Origin of the sequence: Bradyrhizobium lablabi (assembly GCF_001440475.1) — a bacterium.
GTDB lineage: Bacteria > Pseudomonadota > Alphaproteobacteria > Rhizobiales > Xanthobacteraceae > Bradyrhizobium > Bradyrhizobium lablabi.
Window position 1 is genome coordinate 1 of sequence record NZ_LLYB01000079.1, and the last position, 19,425, is coordinate 19,425.

The window sequence follows — 19,425 nt, forward strand, 5'->3', positions numbered from 1 at the left end:
CCCCGTTTCATCATCTATCGGGGGACAGCCACCATCATGACCCCTTGCTCGAAGCAGGGCCCATTACGGCATCTAGTTCAGCTTGCCGCCGGCAACCAGGTTCTTGTGAATCTTCCCGTCCTTCATGATGACGAGGAAATTCCTGGCGGGATCCTCGATCAGCTTGATGTTCTCGATCGGATTGCCGTCCACCAGCAGCAAGTCGGCCAGCGCGCCCTCCTCGATCACGCCAAGCTTTCCCGGATAGGGATTGCGCTTGCCGGATAGCGCCAGCAATTCGCCGTTCGTCCCGGTCGCCATGGCGAGCGCTTCGNGGTATACCAGCGGACCAGCGAGGCCAGAATTGCCCCCTGGCGCTGAGCCAGCGCGCGGGAGAACAGGACATCGGTGCCCCACGCCGTCTTCAGCTTGTACTTCTTCGCAAACTCGTATGCCCTGCCAATGCCCGGCCAGACCTCATCCGCCTTGGCTCGCTGAACTGAACCCTCGGGAAGGCCTAGCCTCATCTCCTCGGGGAGCGGCTGCAAGCTCAGCCAAACGTCCTTCTCGGCGATCAGCCTGGCGGTTGCATCGTCCATCAGGAAGCCGTGCTCGATACACTTCACGCCAGCGGCAATAGCCCGTTGGATCGCGGCCGACGTAAAGGCATGCGCGACGACATATGTGCCCCAATTCTCGGCCGCCTCGACCGCGGCGCGCAATTCGGGCTCGGTGAAGGTGACGGCGTCGATCGGGCTGAAGGGCGATGACACACCGCCGCCCGCCGTCAACTTGATCTGGGACGCGCCCTGCATGAGCTGCTCGCGTACGCGCACCCGCACCTCGTCGGGACTATCCGCAACCATACTGCCGCCGATCTGCTCCATGCGGGTGAGCATACCGCCGATCGTTCGTGGCAGGTCGGAAAACTGCCGGAAGTCGCCATGGCCGCTGGTGACCGTGATCATGGCGCCGGACGGGTAGATGCGAGGGCCGGTGACGACGCCCTCATCAATGGCTTGCTTGAGCCCAAAGGCCGGCCCGCCCACGTCGCGAACAGTGGTGAAGCCCCGCATCAGCGTGTCCGTCGCTTCCGCAGCCGCAAGAAGATTGTTGTAGCCGACGTCGCCAGCTATGGCGGCTGCCGCCGTCGGGCGGATCAACATCGCATGCCAATGCACGTCGATCAGGCCGGGCATCAGCACCCGTCCGCCGCCGTCAACGACGACGGTCTGCGCGTCCGTTGCGACCGCAGCCGGCAGGATCTTTTCGATCTTGTTGCCTCTGACCAGGACGTTCGACGACGCCGAGAGCTTGTCGCTCTTCCCGTCGAAGATACGGACGTTCTGAAACAGCACCGCCCCGCCCTGCTGGGCTTGCGCGGACCGCAACGGCGCCGCGAGGCTCAATGCCATCGACGCCACGACTCCCAGGATTTTAGCGACTCGGCGGCATTCTCTTGCGGGCACGTGAGACCTCCGTCTGAGTAACGCACGGTTCAGCAAACGCTAAAACATCCACAGCGAAGAGCGATTGGTGTTTGCCTGGAGGTTATACTTCAAACAGAAAGAACGAGCGAGATGACGATTCGAAGAAAGGCCATCTCGCTCGAGTGGCAGGGAGGAACTATGCGCTGCGAACGGTAGGCTGCCATGCGTAAGCCAGCCATCCGATCCCATGCGATATCAAGTCGACGCCGAGCAGGAATCCGAGCACCCACAGCCCGGTCGTTGGAAATCCGGTCAGAATGATGAAACCGGCCACGATGCCGAACACACCGGACAGCAGCATGATCCAGCCCGGATCTCGCCAGCGGCTGACGCCGATCAGGATGCGGACGAAACCGGAAACCGCCAACACCAGGCCGAGAACGTAGGTGAGGATCATGGCGCCGGCGACCGGCTGGCCGATCAGCACGACGCCGAAGGCGATGTAGAGGATGCCGAGCAGCACCTGCCACACGAACCCTCCCCACCCCTTGGTCCAGAACGCATGGACGATCTCGAACGCGCCCGCGATGATGGCGACCCAGCCGATGAAGATCGTGCTGATGACGGTAACGAGCATGACATCGCCGAGAACCAGGAAGCCTGCCACGATCAACGCGAGCCCGAGCAGCACACAGATCCAGAACGGCGGCGCCGGCAGACTGCCGACGCCCGTTCGCGAACTGCTGTCATATGTCGTCATGTCACTTTCCTCGCTTCAGGTCTTACCGACCTTGAGTTTCGCTATACCCATCGCCAGCCGCACCGACGACGGCCGCGATGCCACCAGCAGACCCAGCGGCGGCGACGCCGATGACGGCGACGGGGAGGAGGACGCGACGGCCGTCCCGGCGGTCGTCCAGACGGCGGGCCATCCGGCGATCCAGGCGGACCACCGCCGGGGCGCTGAGCCTCCAGCTTGAAATCTCCGGCGTCCTTTCCAGGATCTTTCTGTATCGCGAGCGGCATCGCCTCGGCTACATCAGGCAGCAGGCTTGCACCAATGCCGGCGGCAACGACACCACCCATCAGGGTCCAGAGCGCGGTGCGACGGTCGACTGCATCCATTGTTGTTCTCCTTTTCGGACGCCCCTTTCCTCGTATGCTCGTGCCGATCAGCCGGACCTCAACCGACTGCCGGGCGCATCACTCGGGATCTCGCCGGGCAAATAGTTCGGCAGCCGGCCCGCCGGGATAATCGCAAGTAGCGCAAGACCGGCCATGATCAACAGTCCGATCTTCAGCGCGCGCAGCCGCGCCTCGGTATTCACGCGTACGGCTTCCTCGACCTGCTGCGGTGTAGCGGTCGTGCCTTCCATCACGCTGCGCAGCCGGTCGTTGCTGACGAAATTGACGTTGTCGAGATCGACCTGACTCTGGATCTCCTTCGGCAGCACGGGGTTTGCAGCGATCTGGCCCAGCACGATCGTGCTCAACAGGCCGACGAGAAGCGCACCAGACAGCGCCGTTCCGACCGCGCTGGCCAGATTTTGCGTGGTACCCCGCAGCGACCCGACGTCACCCGCCAGTTCCTTGGGCGAAGCCGTGACCAGCACGTTGAACAGCAACGTCACCAGCGCGCCCTGACCGATGCCGAACAGAATGAGGCCAAACAGCACCGGAACCTCGCTCCAATCGTTGCGCACGACGAAGGCGAGCCACACCAGACCGACGGTGCAGGCCACGAAGCCGTAGCGGCCGATCTGCCGCGGCGTCAGCCGGTCATAGAGATTGACGACCAGCATGGCGGTGAAAAATACCGTCAGGTTGAACGGCATCATCGCAATCGCGGTCGCCAGCGGCGTGCGGCCCTGGACGATCTGGATATAGAGCGGCACCGAGAAATTCAGCGCGGCTTCCAGCGCGACCACGGCAAACAGCGCGTAGACCGCCGAGCGTTCCTCTGCCGAGTCGATCACTTCGAGCGCCAATAGCGGCGTCTTTCCCGCCGCCTGGCGCCGGTGCGTCCACATCAAAAAGGCTTGCCCGAGCACAACGCCGAGAACGATGAGAACAGGTGCCGGCGAAAGGCCGAGCAGATTGAACGGCGCATTTGGGGTCGCCAGCGCGAGGCCCCACCTATTGAGATTGTTGAAGCCGAAACTGATGAAGACGATCGCCGCCGCGGCCAGCACGACACCGACCATATCGATCTGCACCTCGGGGCGGCCATAGTCGCGCTTGAGACGGAAGCTCAGCAGGAAAACAATCGCGGAAACGGCAATCAGGATTCCGAACGCCGGCCGCCAGCCGATATAGGTGCCGAGCACGCCGCCGATGATGAACGCCAGCACGCCGGCGGCCGCCCGCGCCGAGCCGAGCGCGCCGACCGCCGTCGCCTGCTGCCGCCCCGTGTAATTCTCGGCGATCAGCGCAACCAGCGACGGTACGATCACCGCGCCCGCCGCGCCGCACAGCGCCTGCGCCGTGATCATCAGCGTTGCCGTCGGACTGAACGTCATCAAGATCTGCGACGCGCAGAACAGGACGACAGCGAAACGAAACACCTGCAACGCGCCGAACCGCTGCGCGAGCTTGGCGCCGAGCATGACGAAGCCGGCGACCAGCATCGAATAGGCCACGATACCGGTGGCGACGGTGGTCGGCGGCACGCCAAAGCTATTGACCATCCCGCCGAGCGCGACCGGGAGCGAGGCGACGTTGAAGGACATGATCATCTGGCCGAGCGCGATTGCGATCATCGGCACCCATGACTCCCGCGCTCCCTCCCGGATTGCTCCGATAGACATCGAGTGCGTCGCCATGGTGTCCTCCCGAGTTGCTCGGCTGTCGGATTGATTGGCCGTCGGCTCGATCAAGCCATTCTTTGCATTGGCTTCAGTTTTCCGGTTGCGATACGAACAGATCCATTCCCAGCCGTTGCGACAGGAATTTCGCCACAAGCTGTCCCTTCACGCTGTTGCCGGCCGCATCGAGCGGCGGCGCGAAGGTGCCGAAGCCGCCCTTGCCGGGAGAGACCGCGACGATGCCGCCGCCGATCCCGCTCTTGCCGGGCAGGCCGATATCGTAAAGCCAGTCGCCCGAGGTCTCGTACAATCCGGCCGTGATCATCACGGTCAGCGCATAGTGGCAGACCGAGGCATCCACCACCCGCTGCCGGGTAACCGGATTGACGCCGCCGTCCGCCAGCGTCGCGCCCATCACGGCCAGATCCCGCGCGCTCACATTCAGCGAGCACTGCCTGGTATAGAGATCGGTCGCCTGCTTGGCGTCGCAATAGATGCGGTCGTAGCTCTGCAGCAGCCTGGCGATACTGCGGTTGCGATAGTTGGTTTGCGAGGCCGAGGCGTACACCTCTTCATTGAGCGTGAGCTTGCGCCCGGCAAACCGCGACAGCCCGTCATGAATGAATTGCCATTGGCCTTCCGCCGTCAGGCCCGGCACCAGGCTCGTCGTGGCAATCGCGCCCGCATTCACCATCGGGTTGGTGCGGCCGCCGCCCTGCTCGATGGCGGCCAGCGAGTTGAACGGCAGTCCGGTGGCGTTCGCGCCAAGTCTTGCGCGCGCCTCCTCCGGGCCGATCGTCTCGCACACCAGCGCGAACACGAACGGCTTCGACACGCTCATGATCGAGAACTTATATTCGGTCTCGCCGGCCTCGTAGACCCGCCCGCTGGTCCCGACCACGCAGACGCCAAACAGCTCTCGCGGAACCCGCGCCAGCGCCGGATAGACTTGGGAGTTGTGGCCCTCTTCATTCGACTTGAACCGCCGATGGGCGTCCGACACCAGCCGCTGCACCTTCTCTGGCTCAGGCAGATGCCCTGTCGAAATGTATGGCTGGTCTGTTGGTTCCGAGATCGAAGGCATGTCCATCGGACTCCTCCACCCGGCTCGAACGATCCTGCTCGCGGATTGTCGGGCCGTTCGGCAACAAAAATTACGCGCTGATAAGCGATCATGTTCAATCGCTTCAGCTTTCTTGCTGATTGGATGCACGGTACCGCCCAAATATAAGTTGAGTCAACGATACAACCTAAGAGAGGCTTTGCGACGCGTGCGTTTTGCTACAACACTTTGTGACAAATCCCGTGACTATGACGATGCGTCGACGCTCCCTAGGCGCGGGAACCGTTCGGCGAATTAGCAGCGAATTTGACTACAGACATCACCAGAGTGCGATCAGCGAACCGTGATCCGTTCGCTCCCAAGCTGTGATACGGTAAAGCCTGTGCCGCACGGCGCTGTTCATTCCGCGGCTCTCCGGGATGATCTCGCCGCCGCCGGACATTTGCCATCGGCAGTTGACGCAACGGAAGCTCTCCGCTGCGAAGGTAATGGTTTTGAGGAGTATCGGCTCGTCAATGCGCCCTGTGCGGCCGCCTACATCTTGTTCACATCGAGTGGGAGGATACGAAGATGTCAGATCTAGTCGCGATCGTCTATCCATCCGAAGCAAAAGCTGAAGAGGTACGGCAGCGTCTGTTCAAGCTGCAGAAGGAATATCTAATCACGATCAGCGATGCCGTGATCGCGGTGAAGACCGAAGCCGGCCCCATCAAGCTGAACCAGCTTGTCAATACGACAGCAATCGGCGCCGCATCGGGCAGCTTCTGGGGGCTGTTGATCGGGTTGATCTTCCTCAATCCCCTACTTGGTGTTGCGCTCGGCGCGGCTTCGGGAGCGCTCGGCGGCGCGCTGTCGGATTACGGCATCGATGACGCGTTCATGAAGGATCTCTCCAAGAGCATGCAGCCCGGCAATGCCGCACTGTTCGTGCTGATCAAGAACATGACGCCGGACAAGGTGCTCCGCGAGATCCAGGACGCAGGAGGGACCGTGCTCAAGACATCCCTCGACGACAGCAAGGAACAGCAACTTCGCGACGCCCTGGCGAAGACGAGCACCGATCAGGCCGCGCCCAAGACATCCGCCGCCTAAGCGGAGAAACCGAAGCCCGTCAGCCCCGGGACAGGCATGCTGATCGATCCGCGCCACGGCGATATCGAGGACGATGCCGCCAGTCCCGGGCAGCGGTCCCTGCTCGCCATCGCCGGCAGCCTGCTGGTCGAAATCAGTTTGCCTAAGCTGCTGTTTGCCTGGACAGTACTGCTGCTGTTGCCGGCGGTGCTGCTGGGTCTGGCGCCGTTGCTGGTCTCCGCCTGGCTTTCAACCCTGACGGAAAAGCTTGCCACGCTGACCGGGATCGGCACGACCCTCGCGTTGCTCGCGATTGTCGCGGTGGGATGGATCGGATGGCGGCCGCTGTTCCGGATCGCCGAAAACAATTTCTGGTCGCTCAACGCGCTCGCCGTGCAGCCCGGCTACGCCTTCACCCGCGAAGCGCTGCGCCACCTGACCGAACGAATGTGGGGCAGGAATCTAACTGCCGCCGGCCGGGCGAGGTTGCGCAGCGCCAATTCGGTTGGGGCCGCCGTCCTGCTGTCCGCCTGCGCGGCGCTGATTGCGATGCTGGCCTGGCCCGCCTCGCGCTGGGCAGGCGGCTGGAACGACCTGGTCCTGCTGCACCGCCTCGTCGTTCCGACGCTGGCGAATGCGGTTCTGCTGGTGTCGGGATATCTGGCGGTCGCTTCGCTGACGTGGGGATTTGCCGATGCCAGCATGCCCCAGCCCGTCGACCTCGCCACGCTCGATAGCGCCTCCTCCGCCGTGAGACGCTGGCGCGTTGTGCATCTATCGGACCTTCACGTGATTGGCGACCGATACGGCTTCCGCATCGAAAGCGGACGGGCCGGCCCACGCGGAAACGACCGGCTGGAACGCGTCCTGGCGCGTCTCGCCGCCATTCATGCGATCGATCCGGTTGACCACATTCTCATCAGCGGCGATATGACCGATGCCGGTCGCGCCAGCGAATGGGCCACATTCTTCGACGCCATCGCGCGTCATCCGGAACTTGCCGCGCGCACGGTCATGCTGCCGGGCAATCACGACGTCAATATCGTCGACCGCGCCAATCCCGCCCGGCTGGATCTGCCGTTCAGCCCGAACAAGCGGTTGCGGCAGATCCGCACCCTCTCGGCGATGGCGGCCGTTCAAGGCGATCGCGTGCGCGTAGTCGACGGCAATGGAAAACCGACCGTAACGCTGAGCGAGGCGCTGGCGCCGAAGCGCGATTCGATCGTGGCGCTTGCGGGCCACGGCGGCCTGCGCCGTGCCGCGGCGCTGCGCAGCCTGTTCGACGACCAGTTTCCGATGATCCTGCCGCCCGACGCGGAAGACGGCCTCGGAATTGCGATCCTGAACTCCAACGCAGAGACTCATTTTTCCTTCACCAATGCGCTCGGGCTGGTATCGGTCGAACAGACGCATCGCCTCGAGGCGGCGATCCGGCATTATCCGGCTGCACGCTGGATCGTCGCGCTGCACCACCATGTCGTAGAGTATCCCATGCCGGTGAAAGCATTCTCCGAGCGCATCGGAACCGCCCTGATCAACGGCAGCTGGTTCGTGCGCAGGCTGGAAGCACTGGCCGGTCGCGCTGTCGTGATGCACGGCCACCGTCACATCGACTGGATCGGCGCCTGTGGTTCGCTGAAGATCATCTCCGCACCCTCGCCGGTAATGAATGCGGCCGATGATGCCGCCACGCATTTCTATATTCACACGCTGGCGGCTGGCCCGGATGGACGGCTTGATCTGCTGCCGCCGCAGCGCGTGGAGATTGCCGGCGCGAAGAACGCCTAGGCACGCGCTACGACGTGTTCACTACTCCGCTGGACGTTCGACAAGCGGTGAGTTTGACTCGAACGCATCCGGAAAAGACTAGATTCCGCCGCGGCACATTTCCCGATACCGTCGGCAGTTTCCCTGGCCCCGTTCGCCGAGCTCATCCTTGTAGAGGCAGTGCGCGCGCAACTGCGCACACACCTGGCCGGTTGATACACGCTCGAATGACGGACGGTCGAATGACGGCCGCTGGCACGCTTCGCGGAATCTGCGGCAATTGCCTTGGCCGCGCTCGCCGAGTGCGTCCTTCATTTCGCAAGCGCGCTGCAAATCCCTGCAGTTCTGCGCGAACACAACATCGGTCAATCCAATCAGCAAAAATATCGCTACCGAAAATGCACGCTTGGCTTTCGCTCCTCGCGTTATCACTTTTGCTAAATACTGGACCCTGAAGTCTCCCGGCACGAATGTGTCACGTGGATGCCGGGAAGAGCTCGGTCTTGCGCACCAGCAAGTAAATCGCGATCACGACTTACCTCTTGTGCACCTTCACTTCCTTACTACGTCGGCGCGTACGGACGCTGTGAACCCGATCACAGGTGGAATGGCTGGAATGCTGACCAGATCCAGTCGTGGCACGCATGAAGCGACGGTCGCGGAGGGAAGCGTCGATAATGTTGTGCGAGCGCTGCGATAATCCAACAAAATAAATCAGCCTCAACTCGAAGTCGACTGAGGCAGGAGGTTTCGGTCACCACAAGTCGACCGGCCCAACTGGAAAGGCGATCGTCAATTTCGCCGATCGCGATCCGTGAGTGTTCCCGTAGAAGACGAAGGGCGAGGCACCGATGATGGTTGCGCAGCCGATGACTGCGCCCTGGGTTGCGGCGTGCTGGGCTGCGGGGTGGACGCCGCCTGCTGGGCCGGCGCCGGAGGCAACGACATCTTCTGTCTGATGTCCTCCTGAGCAGCACGCAGTGCCGCAACGTTCTGGGCGATCTGTTCTTGCTTGCTAGCGAGTTGTTCTACGCTGCGCCGCACGGCATCGAGATTGGACGCCAGGGGCTCAAGCTGCACCGGGCCAGAGGAAGTTACTGCCACGGCCGGGGACTTCGTCGTCGGAGTGGGTAACAACCAGGCCAGCGCTGGAGCCCGGGCTACCGCCATCTCCCTTGCTACGTCACCGTAGGACTGCCAGCCAAGCGTGGCGCCAACACCGACGAGAACCGTAATGGAGAACCGGACAAGGCTGCGGACTATTCGCCTGCCAATCGACGGACGGCCGCTCGTCACGGGCCCCTCCCCGAAGCGGTAGGAATGAGAAGAATCGATCGACGACTTCATGCGCCGTTTACCACGCTGATCAGATCGGACGTCCAGATCGCGCGCAAACCCGCCCGACGAACCTTCTTCGGCGCTCGGCCACTGCTGCTCCGCAAGTGGTGGGCTCTGCGAGTATAACATCTGGTAACTCCACCCAGCGGTTCTTCTTGTTGAGGGAAGAGGCCAACCTGGTTTGACAGAAGCGAGGCAGGAGCGCAGCAGTCCTGGGGCGATTGTGAGATCGTCGCACGATAAGAGGATCGATTTGGCTGAACTCGGTGAAGCGTCACCCCTCAGGCCGGCTCATTGCGCAGGCCGTGCGTGAAGGCTGTGGGAAGAAAGCTTGATCGGCGTCCGGTCACGCCGCAACGGTGACCTTCAAATTGATCACCACCGCCAGCCGAATTGACTTAGGCAGTGCCGCCAATGCGTCTTGAGTTGCGCCGGCCGTTAGCCACCGGACCGAGGCAAAAACGGATCCACGGACTCAGCTAACAGGGTCGCCAATTGGGCGGTGGCAGGCGTGGACTGCTTTTCGGGCGGCAGCGAGCCGACAGACTGGACCACCAGTCCAGTACCAGCGGCAATGGCAACTATCGCAATTGCAGCAAGATAGTTGATCCTCATGGCGATGGTTCCTCCATGGGCTTCCACAGAATAACTGGACACCCTCTGCATTGGTTCCAGAGCGCTGGTCTGACCCTGGCCCTGGAACACCTGCTTGCGCGTCGCCCGGATGGCCCCCTCGTCAATCCGGCCGAGCGCGGCATTCCGTCCGAACGGCGTCACGATCAGAAGTCAGGGAACGAAAGCTCTGGTAAAGACTTTAGAGACTTGAGACCGTCGCTCGCCGTTAACTTCACGGCGCATGTCGCGGATAGCCAAAGGTTCTATTGCAGGGCCCGCTGTTCTCAAAAACAAGCGCTCGCGCAGATAGCCAAAAGCGGCGGTCTCCGGTTCCGTTCAGAATTGCAGCAGTGCGCGCAAGCGGGAGATCGGGGTAGGCGCCGATGCTGGTGCTTTCTTACCCGAATGAGGCTTCGTTATGCGCGACCGACTTGACATAGACCCCAAACACAGCCGAGCAATCGTTCAAGAGATTGGGGAAAGATTACGCGCGCTCCTGAAAGAAGAGCCGGAACTCCCGGGGAGCCTTCGAACGCAACTCGACCGGCTCCGCGAATTTGAGGAGCAGTCACCATCGATCATTCCAGCGGCTGAGCACTGGGACAAGCGTCGCCGTTGAGACGCAGACGGCTCGGCCGAACATGGACGAGCAATGCCATCGGTGAAGGGCCGTGCGTCAAAAATTTTGAATGAGTACGGTGCGGCGCAATCCGAATTGATTGGCAAAGCCGTCGTGCTTACCGACGGAAAGGCCGGCACGGTCGAAAACGTTTGGCTCGACGAAATGCACGGGCTTCGGATTTCCATCAAAGGTCATGATGGAAGATGGCCGGTCTCAACCATCAAGCTTGTAGAGTCCTAGACCTCGCATCGGCTACGCGCATGCTCAGTCCCCCGCCCCGCGGGGCGCTTTACTCCGACGGCGGATTAATAGCCACGCCGCCCCTGAGCTATCCTTCAGTCGGCTCCTATAAGTAACGCTCCCTAGAGCTTGCCCGGTTTCATCTGATCGGGTCCGCCGAACAGATCGGCGACCCAGCGGCTTGACGGATGCGCGGCGCAGAAGGTCAGGATTGCGAGCGTGATCGGCACGCCGATGAAGGTGCCGAACAGGCCCCACAGGAATGTCCAGAGGAAGATCGCGAACAGCACCACCACAGGCGAGATCGACAACGTGCTGCCGGCCACCCGCGGCTCGATGTAGCTGCCGACGGCAAACTGAATGATGTTCAGGCAGACGAACACGCCGAGCACCGCCGGCCAGGTCTCGAACTGCGTCATCGCCAGCAGGGTCGGAAACAGCGTTGCGACGAACGGGCCGATGAACGGAATATAGTTGAGCACGAAGGCAATCACGCCCCACTCCAATGCGAACGGCAATCCTGCCACCCACGCAAATGCCCCGACCAACAAGCCGGTCACCGCGCTCATTTGGGTCCGCACCAGCAGGTACTTTCGGAATTTCGCCGCCGTCGCTGCGCTGCCATCCAGCAACACGCGCGTTGCGGTCTTGTTATCCAACCGTTCCACATTTCGCCTGATATTCTCGACCTCGAGAAGCCCGAGCATGACGTAAACCAGCACGATCACCCAGAAGGTGAGCGTGGTATTGACGCGGGTCGTGACCTGCTGCGTCGCGCGCAGCAGCCAGCCGACGTTGAAGTGTTCGGCCCAGAGCCCGGCGACCGAGATGCCATGGCCGTCCAGCCACTCCACCGTCGCCGAATAAAACGCCTGGTACCGCGGCAAATCGTTGACCAGCGACCGGCCAACACGGCCAAATCCCCAGGCCGCGAGCGAAGCAAAGCCGAGACAGACCGCAACCGTCGCAACGACCGTGATCGCCAGCGCGACAAGCTTCGGCATGAAGGACTGCAACCGTTTCTGGACCGGCCACACGATCGCGATGATGAACAGCGCCGCCGCAAGCGGCGCGAACACCTTGCTCAACTGAGCCAGCGCCGCCGTGACCAGCACCGCCGCGATGAGTCCCGTGGTGGTCTTTAGCCCGAAGCCCATGTTGGGTTCCTTCGACCTCTAGCCAACCCGAGATTGTCAGCCGCGCTGAACCGCGGCAAGAGCGACGACGCCCCCGCATGCAACCGTGATCGCGATCACGTACGACACCCCGGACCTGACTTAGCGTTCCGGCAGCCAATCTCGCAATGAAGTCCGCCTGAGGAGGCAGCCATGTCCCGTTTTAAGCCATTGCTACTGGGTGCCGGCCTGCTGGCAGGCCTGCTGAGCTTCGCCGGTGCGGCTTTCGCTGAAGCGCCGAACGTCGACATCCGCAACGGCATGCAAGGGCCGCTGACCGACCAGCGGGTCGCGCTGGTGATCGGCAATTCGAATTACCAGGCGGCGCCAAAACTCGCCAATCCCGGCAACGATGCGCAGTCGATCGCGCAGCTTCTGAACTCGGCGGGCTTCGAAGTCACCCAGGCGACCGACCTGACGCGCAGCGACATGGTCCGCGTGGTGCAGGACTTCTCCAACAAGGTCGCCGAGCGCGGCCCGGGCGCAGTCGCCATGATCTACTATGCCGGCCATGGCGTGCAGGTGGCTGGCGAGAACTATTTGCTGCCGGTCGACGCCAGAATCTCGGCGCCGTCCGATCTCGATGGCAACTCGCTTCGGCTGGTCGACGTGATGGGCACGCTGGAATCGATCCAGAGCCGGATGCGCATCGTCGTGCTCGACGCCTGCCGCAACAATCCCTTCCCGGAGGTCAACGACGCCGGGCGTGGCCTCGCCATCGTCGATGCGCCGCGAGGCTCGATCGTCGGTTACTCCACCGCGCCGGGAATGGAGGCGCAGGATGGCGATGGCAACCACAGCCCCTATACGAGGGCCTTCCTCAATATCGCACGTGAGCCCAATCTGCCGATCGAGCAATTGTTCAAGCGCGTCCGGCTCGAGGTGAACAACACCACCTCCGGCAAGCAAACGCCGTGGGAAAGCTCCTCGCTGACCTCCGACTTCTATTTCTTCGGCGATACCGCGGTCGCCGCAGGCCGCGCGCCGGATCGTCGCCCGATCATGCAGGTCGCGTCGAACCTGCCGTCGCGTTCGGCGCGCCAGGCTTACGATTACGTGCTATCGGAAGGCTCGCCCGAATATTATGAAGAGTTCATCCGCCTCTACCCGCACGATCCGCTGTGCGACCACATCCGCCTGCTGCTCGGCAACCTGCGGGTGGCGACGGCGTGGCACAAGGCTGTCATCGCCAACTCGCCGTTCGCCTACAAGACATTCTATGACAATTATTCGAGCAGTCCCTACGCCAAGTCCGCGCTGAAGCTGCAGACAGCGCCGAAGGCGGTGCCGCTGATGCACTTCACGCATCTGGCGAAGCAGTCGCCGGCGTTCAAGCCGGGCCACATCGGCAATGTGTCTAACCTCGGCATCTCCAAGGGCAATCTTGGCGGCAATTTCGGCGGCCACGGTCACTCGAAGATCGTCACGCTTCCCGCCAAGGGCATCAACCCTATCAATGGCGGCAACATGGGCAAGGCCCCCACCCTGCCTGGCAAGATCAAGCCGGGCTCTATCAACAACGGCGGCAATGCCGGCAAGATCGCTACCTCGCCCGGCAGGTTCAACCGCCAGGCGCGGTTCGCCAACAGGCCCATGATGACCTCCCGGCCCATGATGAAAACCGCGCCGCGCCATTTCAGCGGCGGCATGGGCGGCGGAAATTTCAACCGCTTCGCCGCAGGTCCGTCCCGCAGGTCGTTCGGTGGCGGCTCGTTTGGGGGTGGCTCGTTCGGCAGAATGGGCGGCGGCTTCAGGCGCTAACGCAAACAACCGCGTGCCATGAAAAATCCGGGCAGAGCGCAGGCTCTGCCCGGTTCCGCTTGAGTACCCTACTTGATATCGACCAGCCCGACCTGGTTCGTCAGGCTGTCAGCGATAACCGGATTGCCGTCCGGCGCAACGTCCATGTTGCGCACGATATCGCCGCCGCCGGGGATCGCCCAGCTCTGGAATTTCTCCGTCACCGGGTCGAACCGCACGATCGTGTTCGGCTTGGCGGCGGATTCGCTGTACCACACCGCCTTGTTGGTGAAGACGATGCCGTAGGGCTCCGACTTCGCGCCGCTCGGCGAAGGCCACTCCTTCACATCGCCCGTCGCCAGATCAAGCCGCCCGAGATAGCCGCGCGAAAAATCGGCATACCAGACCATGCCGTCGGGATCGATCGCAAGCCGCCGCGGCCGGGTGGCCGAATTCGGCAGCGCATATTCCTTGATCGCCATCGTCTGCGGATCGATGGTCGCGATCTTGTTGGTACCGAACTCGACCACGACGGGCACGCCCTGGGCATTGATCTTGAGGCCATAGGGCCGCGACTTCGGCGTCGGCGAGGTCACGAGCTTGATCGCGCCGGTGGCGGGATCGAGCCGCCCGATCATGTTCGCCTGCTGGACGGTGAACCAAAGCATTCCGCTCTGGTCGAAATTGAGCGTGTGGGGATCCTTTGCGCTGGCATCCGGCAGCGGGTATTCGGTGACGAGGCCGGTGGACGGATCGAGCTTGCCGATCAGTGCGGCGCTGTTGCCGGTGAACCAGATATTGCCGGTCTTGTCCTCGGCCAGCCCGTGCGGCCCTGTCAACGCCGACTTGAGCGTGTATTCCCGGATCGCGCCGGTCTTCGGGTCGAGCCGGCCGAGCTTGTTGGCGAGCTGTCCGGTCCACCAGATCGAACCGTCGCGCGCGGCAAGCGGATCGTGCGGACGCGAACCAAGCGTTGGAACGTCCCACATCCTGATCTCGGCCTTGACCGGGCCATCGATGATGGAAGCCGGCGGCCGCGATCGTTCGGGAAAGTTCTTGATGAGATAATCGGTCATGGCGCCCCACTCTTCCGCGGGGACGGGCGCATTCACGTTCTGCATCATGCGCACGACCGAGAGCCAGCCCTCCGCCGTATAGCCGACACGGATGCGGTTGATGTCGTGGCAGCCATCGCAGGTCGCAGCGAACCTTGCCTTGCTCGGGCCTTCCGGCCATTCCTTTGCGGTGTACTGGGCGTGAGCGGCGGGGGCGCCGAACACGATCGTCAGAGACAAGACAGTCAGCGCGGCCCGCATGCGATTCTCCCCGGAGCCCGGTTCGATCCAGGCCTCTCAAGAAACTTCGTTGCGCGCAGCCTCGCCGCGGCTGACGCATCCGTCAAGGCAGGCGCGTTCAATCGTTATTGAACGGCGGAAGCGCGCGGGTGTCCGCGCGCGACGATGCTGAAATTGTGGATGCCTGCGTCCCGGTCAGGCGACGAGCTTGGCGAACAGATCCGCATCGACATTGCCGCCAGACAGCACGATGACGACGTTCTTGCCTTTGGCGTCGATGCGTCCGGCCAGTAGCGCGGCGAGGCCGACGGCGCCGCCGGGCTCGACCACCAGCTTCAATTCGCGATAGGCGTAGGCAACCGCCGCGCCGACTTCCTCGTCGGACGCCGTCACGCCGTTCGCCAGCAGCTTGCTGTTGATCGAGAAGGTGAGTTCGCCCGGCATCGCCGCCATCAGCGCATCGCAGATGGTTCGGCCGGCGGCATGGTGGGCCTCGCGATGGCCGGCGCGCAGCGACAAGCCGTGATCGTCATAGTCCTTGGGCTCGGCGACGATCACCTGAGCTTGCGGAAATTTCGACTTCACCGCGGTCGCTACGCCGGCGATCAGCCCGCCGCCCGACGCCGGGGCCACTACGATATCAGGGCTGAGCCCGAGCGCCGCCATGTCCTCGGCGATCTCGCGGCCCGCGGTGCCCTGCCCCGCGATCACGAAGGGATCGTCATAGGGGCGGACCAGCGTCGCACCGCGCTTGCTGGCAATATCATTGGCGATGGCTTCGCGGTCTTCCTTGTCGCGGTCGTAGAGTACCACCTCGGCGCCGTAGCCCTTGGTACGCTCGCGCTTGGTGACCGGCGAATCCGCAGGCATCACGATAGTGGCCTGCATGTTGAGGATCTGCGCCGCCGCCGCCACGCCCTGGGCGTGATTTCCGGAAGAAAACGCGACGACCCCGCCGCCGCGCTTGTCCTGCGGGATCGAGGCCAATTTGTTGAAGGCGCCGCGGAACTTGAACGATCCGGTCCGCTGCAGCATTTCGGGCTTGAGAAAGACCTTGGTCCCGACACGCTCATTGAGAACGGGGAACGACAGGAGCGGTGTCCGCACCGCGAACGGGGCAACTACCCGCGCCGCCGCGTCGATATCTGCGGCACCGACCGGTGCCGTTGAGGCTTTTTCCGTCATGCACACTTTGTATCGTGCAAGCAGGCCGACGGGCAATACAGATTCAGGTGATCTCAGGCCGCGAAATGCGGGTCTTCCGCCACAAATTCGGCCGCCTCCCCCTCCGATTCGACGGGGCGAGAATTCATGGCATGCTCGATGAAAACCCGCGTGGAGGCCTGCCAGGTATGGGCGGCGGCGAATTCGACGCAATCTTCCCGCGAGATCTGCAGGGCCTCCAGGCACGCGGCCCGCAAATCCTCGCTCAGCACGCCAACCGGCGCCGAGCCGATCACGTCGCGCGGACCGGTGACGGGAAAGGCAGCGACCGGCAGGCCGCTGGCCAGCGCCTCCAGCAGCACCAGGCCGAACGTGTCGGTCCTGCTGGGAAAGACGAAAATGTCGGAGGCCGCATAGATTTCGGCCAGTTCCTCGCCGTGCCTTGCGCCGAGGAACACGGCATCAGGATATTTCCGCTCCAGCGCCATCCGGGCCGGTCCATCGCCGACGATGAGCTTGGTGCCGGGCAGATCGAGGTCGAGGAAGGCCTCAAGATTCTTCTCCACCGCGATCCGGCCGACGCAGAGATAGATCGGCATCGGCAGGCAGAGATCGGTGCTGCGCGGATGGAACAGCGAGGTGTCGACGCCGCGCGACCACAGCACCACGTTGCGAAAGCCGCGCATCCGCAGTTCGGCCGCCAGCGCGGGCGTTGCCGCCATCACCGCCCGGCTCGGCCGATGAAACCACCGCAGCGCCTTCCACACCCATGATTCGGGGATCGGCGAGCGCGCCGAGACATATTCGGGAAACCGGGTGTGAAAGCTCGTGGTGAACGGCAAGCCATGCTTGCGGCAATAGCGCCGCACCAGAAGGCCGATCGGGCCCTCGGTCGCGATATGAATGCTGTCGGGCTGTGCCGCTTTGATCAGTCGCGCGATTTTTGCCGGATGCGGCAGGGCCAGCCGCAAGTCGGGATAGCTCGGCATCGCAAAGGTGCGAAACGATTGCGGCGTCAGAAAGCTCACCTCGACGCCAAGCCCCTTGGCCGCATCCGCCATTGCAGTCAGCGTCCGCACCACCCCGTTGACCTGGGGATGCCACGCATCGGTTGCGACCAGGATATGCGTCATGCGGCGCGCGCCGCGACGCGGGGAACCGGCGCCGCCCTTCGCACCGGATCGGTCCAGGTGATGATCTCGAAGCTTCCGTCCTCGTGCTCGGCGAGCGCGGTGCAGCTCTCGACCCAGTCGCCGCAATTCATGTAGCGGATGCCGTGCTCGTCGCGGATGGTGGCGTAGTGGATATGGCCGCAGATCACGCCGTCGGCGCCGTGCCGCCGCGCTTCGCCGGCCAGCGTCTTTTCGAATGCACCAATGTAATTGACGGCGTTCTTGACCTTCAGCTTCGCCCATTGCGACAGCGACCAGTAGGGCACGCCGAACATCCGCCGGAAGAAGTTGACGAGGCGGTTCATCTGGATGGCGAAGTCGTAGGCCTTGTCGCCGAGATGGGCGAGCCAGCGCGCGTTCTGCACCACGAGATCGAAGATGTCGCCGTGGATGACGAGGTAGCGCTTGCCGTCGGCGCCCTCGTGAATGGTGTTTTCCACCACATCGATGCCGCCGAAATGCGTGCCGTAATAGTTGCGCAGGAACTCGTCGTGATTGCCCGGCACGTAAATGACCTTGGCGCCCTTACGCGCCTTGCGCAGCATCTTCTGCACGAAGTCGTTGTGCGATTGCGGCCAGTACCAGCTCGACTTAAGCGCCCAGCCATCGACGATATCGCCGACCAGATAGATGGTGTCGGCGTCGTGTGTCTTAAGAAAATCCAGCAATCGATCGGCTTGCGAACCGCGGGCTCCGAGATGGACATCGGAGATGAACAAGGTACGAAAGCGCCGTTCCGGGCTCTCTTCACTCAAGGCGTCACTACCCATGCCTGTCCCCTGACAGATTTCTGTGACAGGGCGATGACTAGTTCACGCGACCCATAGCCCCACGAGAATCAATGTCGCGCCCCGCCCCTCGCGGATAGCAGCGCGATGCGACAGGCAAGCGACGTATCGTTAGATTCACGGAAACCCACATTGCGACGTGGACGGTGCGACCCATACAAGGCTGTCGTAACCCGCCTGCGTGAAGAAGCTGTAGTCATCAGAGCGGCCTTGGACGCCGCCAACGTGCCGACCGTACCGCCGGCCCGCGCGCGGTTTTCGATCAGCACGCGCTTCGAGCTGGGCTGCGAGCGGGTGGGCAAATGCATCCGCCAGCCGCAAACGGCACCACCGCTTGTCCGGCCATGACTAGGCCGAATTCGCGGCGATGGACATGCCCGCCAGAGCCGTCTGCATGGCGTAGCGCAGGCTTTTCTGTTTCACGGCGTTCTCTCCCGAATATTGCAAGACAGCCTCGGCGCGTTGGTCGTGCATTTTCTTGCGAATGGTCCAGCAAAGTGTGCGATCCGGACAAGGGACGGCAGCCGGGGGCGTGTGGTCGCTCCCCTAGGCATCGGCGACGGACATGGCCTCGGCGACGGACGGCATTCGTGGTACCCTCAAATCACGAGGTCAACTCGACACGCCGACAAAGCGCGGGAAGGGCCATGGAGAACCACCGCTTCGCGGTCACCCTAATGGCCCTGCAGGGAGTTTTGTTCGCGATCGAGACCGCCATGATCCATCACATTGGGCAGCTTGCTAACGTGATGCAGCTCTCGTTGCTGCGCAGTACCGCTTGCCTAGCTGTTGTTGCGGTCCTGGCACGGAATATCGGGTGGTCGATATTCAGGACAGAACAGCTACCCTTACAGATCCTGCGTGGATTCCTGTCAGTTACCTACGCGTGGGTCATGATGTATTCTTACAGCAGATTGCCATTTGCCGACGCTACCGCGATCTCCTACACTCAGACGGCTTATATTACGGTTTTCTCCGTACTCATCCTGCATGAGAAGGTAACCTGGCTGAACTGGAGTGCGGTCGCCCTTGGCATCATCGGCGCCGCCCTACTCGTCAAACCCGCGTTCCTCAGTTGGAATCTCGTCTATCTGGTCGCCTTGTTTGGCNACCAGCCTGAACGGCCTATCGTTCGTCCTCAACAAATATTCGCAGCGGCGAG

14 protein-coding genes and 2 pseudogenes are annotated in these 19,425 nt (G+C 62.7%); 5 read left to right on the top strand and 11 right to left on the bottom strand.

The features are described 5' to 3' along the window. Nucleotides 1-72 precede the first annotated feature (72 nt). The 5 genes and pseudogenes from CQ14_RS46540 to glsA form a co-directional block, all read right to left on the bottom strand. Nucleotides 73-313: pseudogene (locus CQ14_RS46540) on the bottom strand (amidohydrolase family protein); the annotation flags it as partial. Nucleotide 314: 1 nt separating this feature from the next. Next, nucleotides 315-1,394: pseudogene (locus tag CQ14_RS20680) on the bottom strand (metal-dependent hydrolase family protein); the annotation flags it as partial. Nucleotides 1,395-1,605: 211 nt separating this feature from the next. Continuing rightward, nucleotides 1,606-2,169, bottom strand: a complete 564-nt coding sequence (locus CQ14_RS20685) for an HdeD family acid-resistance protein (RefSeq protein ID WP_057859687.1) — start codon at nt 2,167-2,169, stop codon at nt 1,606-1,608. 412 nt (nt 2,170-2,581) lie between these two features. Beyond that, nucleotides 2,582-4,168, bottom strand: coding sequence for an MFS transporter (locus CQ14_RS20695; protein ID WP_057859689.1), 1,587 nt, complete (start codon nt 4,166-4,168; stop codon nt 2,582-2,584). A gap of 136 nt (nt 4,169-4,304) precedes the next feature. Continuing rightward, nucleotides 4,305-5,303, bottom strand: coding sequence for a glutaminase A (glsA, locus tag CQ14_RS20700; protein WP_082649965.1), 999 nt, complete (start codon nt 5,301-5,303; stop codon nt 4,305-4,307). Nucleotides 5,304-5,846: 543 nt separating this feature from the next. Between glsA and CQ14_RS20705 the strand changes: the two genes are divergently transcribed. After that, complete coding sequence (locus CQ14_RS20705) at nt 5,847-6,368, top strand: DUF1269 domain-containing protein (protein WP_057859690.1); 522 nt, start codon at nt 5,847-5,849, stop codon at nt 6,366-6,368. Nucleotides 6,369-6,404: 36 nt separating this feature from the next. Then, nucleotides 6,405-8,135: a metallophosphoesterase family protein gene (locus CQ14_RS20710; protein WP_057859691.1), complete on the top strand. Its 1,731-nt coding sequence runs from the start codon at nt 6,405-6,407 to the stop codon at nt 8,133-8,135. A 1,755-nt stretch (nt 8,136-9,890) separates the two neighbouring features. Here the strand turns inward: CQ14_RS20710 and CQ14_RS43745 are convergent. After that, on the bottom strand, nt 9,891-10,067 hold the full coding sequence (locus CQ14_RS43745; RefSeq protein WP_156435199.1) for a hypothetical protein: 177 nt from the start codon (nt 10,065-10,067) through the stop codon (nt 9,891-9,893). A gap of 652 nt (nt 10,068-10,719) precedes the next feature. Here CQ14_RS43745 and CQ14_RS42400 point away from each other — a divergent pair. Then, nucleotides 10,720-10,929, top strand: coding sequence for a PRC-barrel domain-containing protein (locus CQ14_RS42400; protein ID WP_082649966.1), 210 nt, complete (start codon nt 10,720-10,722; stop codon nt 10,927-10,929). Nucleotides 10,930-11,051: 122 nt separating this feature from the next. Here the strand turns inward: CQ14_RS42400 and CQ14_RS20725 are convergent, their stop codons facing one another. Next, nucleotides 11,052-12,086 (bottom strand): AI-2E family transporter, encoded by a 1,035-nt coding sequence (locus CQ14_RS20725; protein ID WP_057859694.1) that lies wholly within the window; start codon nt 12,084-12,086, stop codon nt 11,052-11,054. Nucleotides 12,087-12,257: 171 nt separating this feature from the next. On the opposite strand from CQ14_RS20725, the gene CQ14_RS20730 reads away from it, so the two are divergent. Next, entirely contained in the window at nt 12,258-13,865 is a 1,608-nt protein-coding gene (locus tag CQ14_RS20730; protein ID WP_057859695.1) for a caspase family protein, read from the top strand. A gap of 68 nt (nt 13,866-13,933) precedes the next feature. Here the strand turns inward: CQ14_RS20730 and CQ14_RS20735 are convergent, their stop codons facing one another. The 4 genes from CQ14_RS20735 to CQ14_RS20750 all read right to left on the bottom strand — a co-directional run bounded on the left by CQ14_RS20735 (nt 13,934) and on the right by CQ14_RS20750 (nt 18,245). Further along, a complete protein-coding gene (locus CQ14_RS20735; protein WP_057859696.1) occupies nt 13,934-15,160 on the bottom strand; it encodes a Vgb family protein in 1,227 nt (408 codons plus the stop codon). A gap of 174 nt (nt 15,161-15,334) precedes the next feature. Continuing rightward, a complete protein-coding gene (locus CQ14_RS20740) occupies nt 15,335-16,324 on the bottom strand; it encodes a threonine ammonia-lyase (RefSeq protein ID WP_057859697.1) in 990 nt (329 codons plus the stop codon). A 53-nt stretch (nt 16,325-16,377) separates the two neighbouring features. Next, nucleotides 16,378-17,436 (bottom strand): glycosyltransferase family 4 protein, encoded by a 1,059-nt coding sequence (locus CQ14_RS20745; RefSeq protein ID WP_057859698.1) that lies wholly within the window; start codon nt 17,434-17,436, stop codon nt 16,378-16,380. Next, nucleotides 17,433-18,245 (bottom strand): UDP-2,3-diacylglucosamine diphosphatase, encoded by an 813-nt coding sequence (locus CQ14_RS20750; RefSeq protein WP_057859699.1) that lies wholly within the window; start codon nt 18,243-18,245, stop codon nt 17,433-17,435. The genes CQ14_RS20745 and CQ14_RS20750 overlap by 4 nt, the downstream gene beginning before the upstream one ends. A gap of 665 nt (nt 18,246-18,910) precedes the next feature. On the opposite strand from CQ14_RS20750, the gene CQ14_RS44725 reads away from it, so the two are divergent. Beyond that, nucleotides 18,911-19,372, top strand: a 462-nt coding sequence (locus CQ14_RS44725; protein WP_210183166.1) for a DMT family transporter, incomplete at its 3' end; no start/stop codon positions are given. Nucleotides 19,373-19,425: the final 53 nt, after the last annotated feature.

Bases quoted from the DNA above. Each gene is read 5' to 3' on its own strand.
- CQ14_RS20710 (WP_057859691.1), top strand. From the start codon at position 6,405: ATGCTGATCGATCCGCGCCACGGCGATATCGAGGACGATGCCGCCAGT.
- CQ14_RS20705 (WP_057859690.1), top strand. From the start codon at position 5,847: ATGTCAGATCTAGTCGCGATCGTCTATCCATCCGAAGCAAAAGCTGAA.
- CQ14_RS42400 (WP_082649966.1), top strand. From the start codon at position 10,720: ATGCCATCGGTGAAGGGCCGTGCGTCAAAAATTTTGAATGAGTACGGT.
- CQ14_RS20745 (WP_057859698.1), bottom strand. From the start codon at position 17,436: ATGACGCATATCCTGGTCGCAACCGATGCGTGGCATCCCCAGGTCAAC.
- CQ14_RS43745 (WP_156435199.1), bottom strand. From the start codon at position 10,067: ATGAGGATCAACTATCTTGCTGCAATTGCGATAGTTGCCATTGCCGCT.
- CQ14_RS20725 (WP_057859694.1), bottom strand. From the start codon at position 12,086: ATGGGCTTCGGGCTAAAGACCACCACGGGACTCATCGCGGCGGTGCTG.
- CQ14_RS20685 (WP_057859687.1), bottom strand. From the start codon at position 2,169: ATGACGACATATGACAGCAGTTCGCGAACGGGCGTCGGCAGTCTGCCG.
- CQ14_RS20730 (WP_057859695.1), top strand. From the start codon at position 12,258: ATGTCCCGTTTTAAGCCATTGCTACTGGGTGCCGGCCTGCTGGCAGGC.
- CQ14_RS20695 (WP_057859689.1), bottom strand. From the start codon at position 4,168: ATGATCGCAATCGCGCTCGGCCAGATGATCATGTCCTTCAACGTCGCC.
- CQ14_RS20740 (WP_057859697.1), bottom strand. From the start codon at position 16,324: ATGACGGAAAAAGCCTCAACGGCACCGGTCGGTGCCGCAGATATCGAC.
- CQ14_RS20750 (WP_057859699.1), bottom strand. From the start codon at position 18,245: ATGGGTAGTGACGCCTTGAGTGAAGAGAGCCCGGAACGGCGCTTTCGT.
- glsA (WP_082649965.1), bottom strand. From the start codon at position 5,303: ATGGACATGCCTTCGATCTCGGAACCAACAGACCAGCCATACATTTCG.
- CQ14_RS20735 (WP_057859696.1), bottom strand. From the start codon at position 15,160: ATGCGGGCCGCGCTGACTGTCTTGTCTCTGACGATCGTGTTCGGCGCC.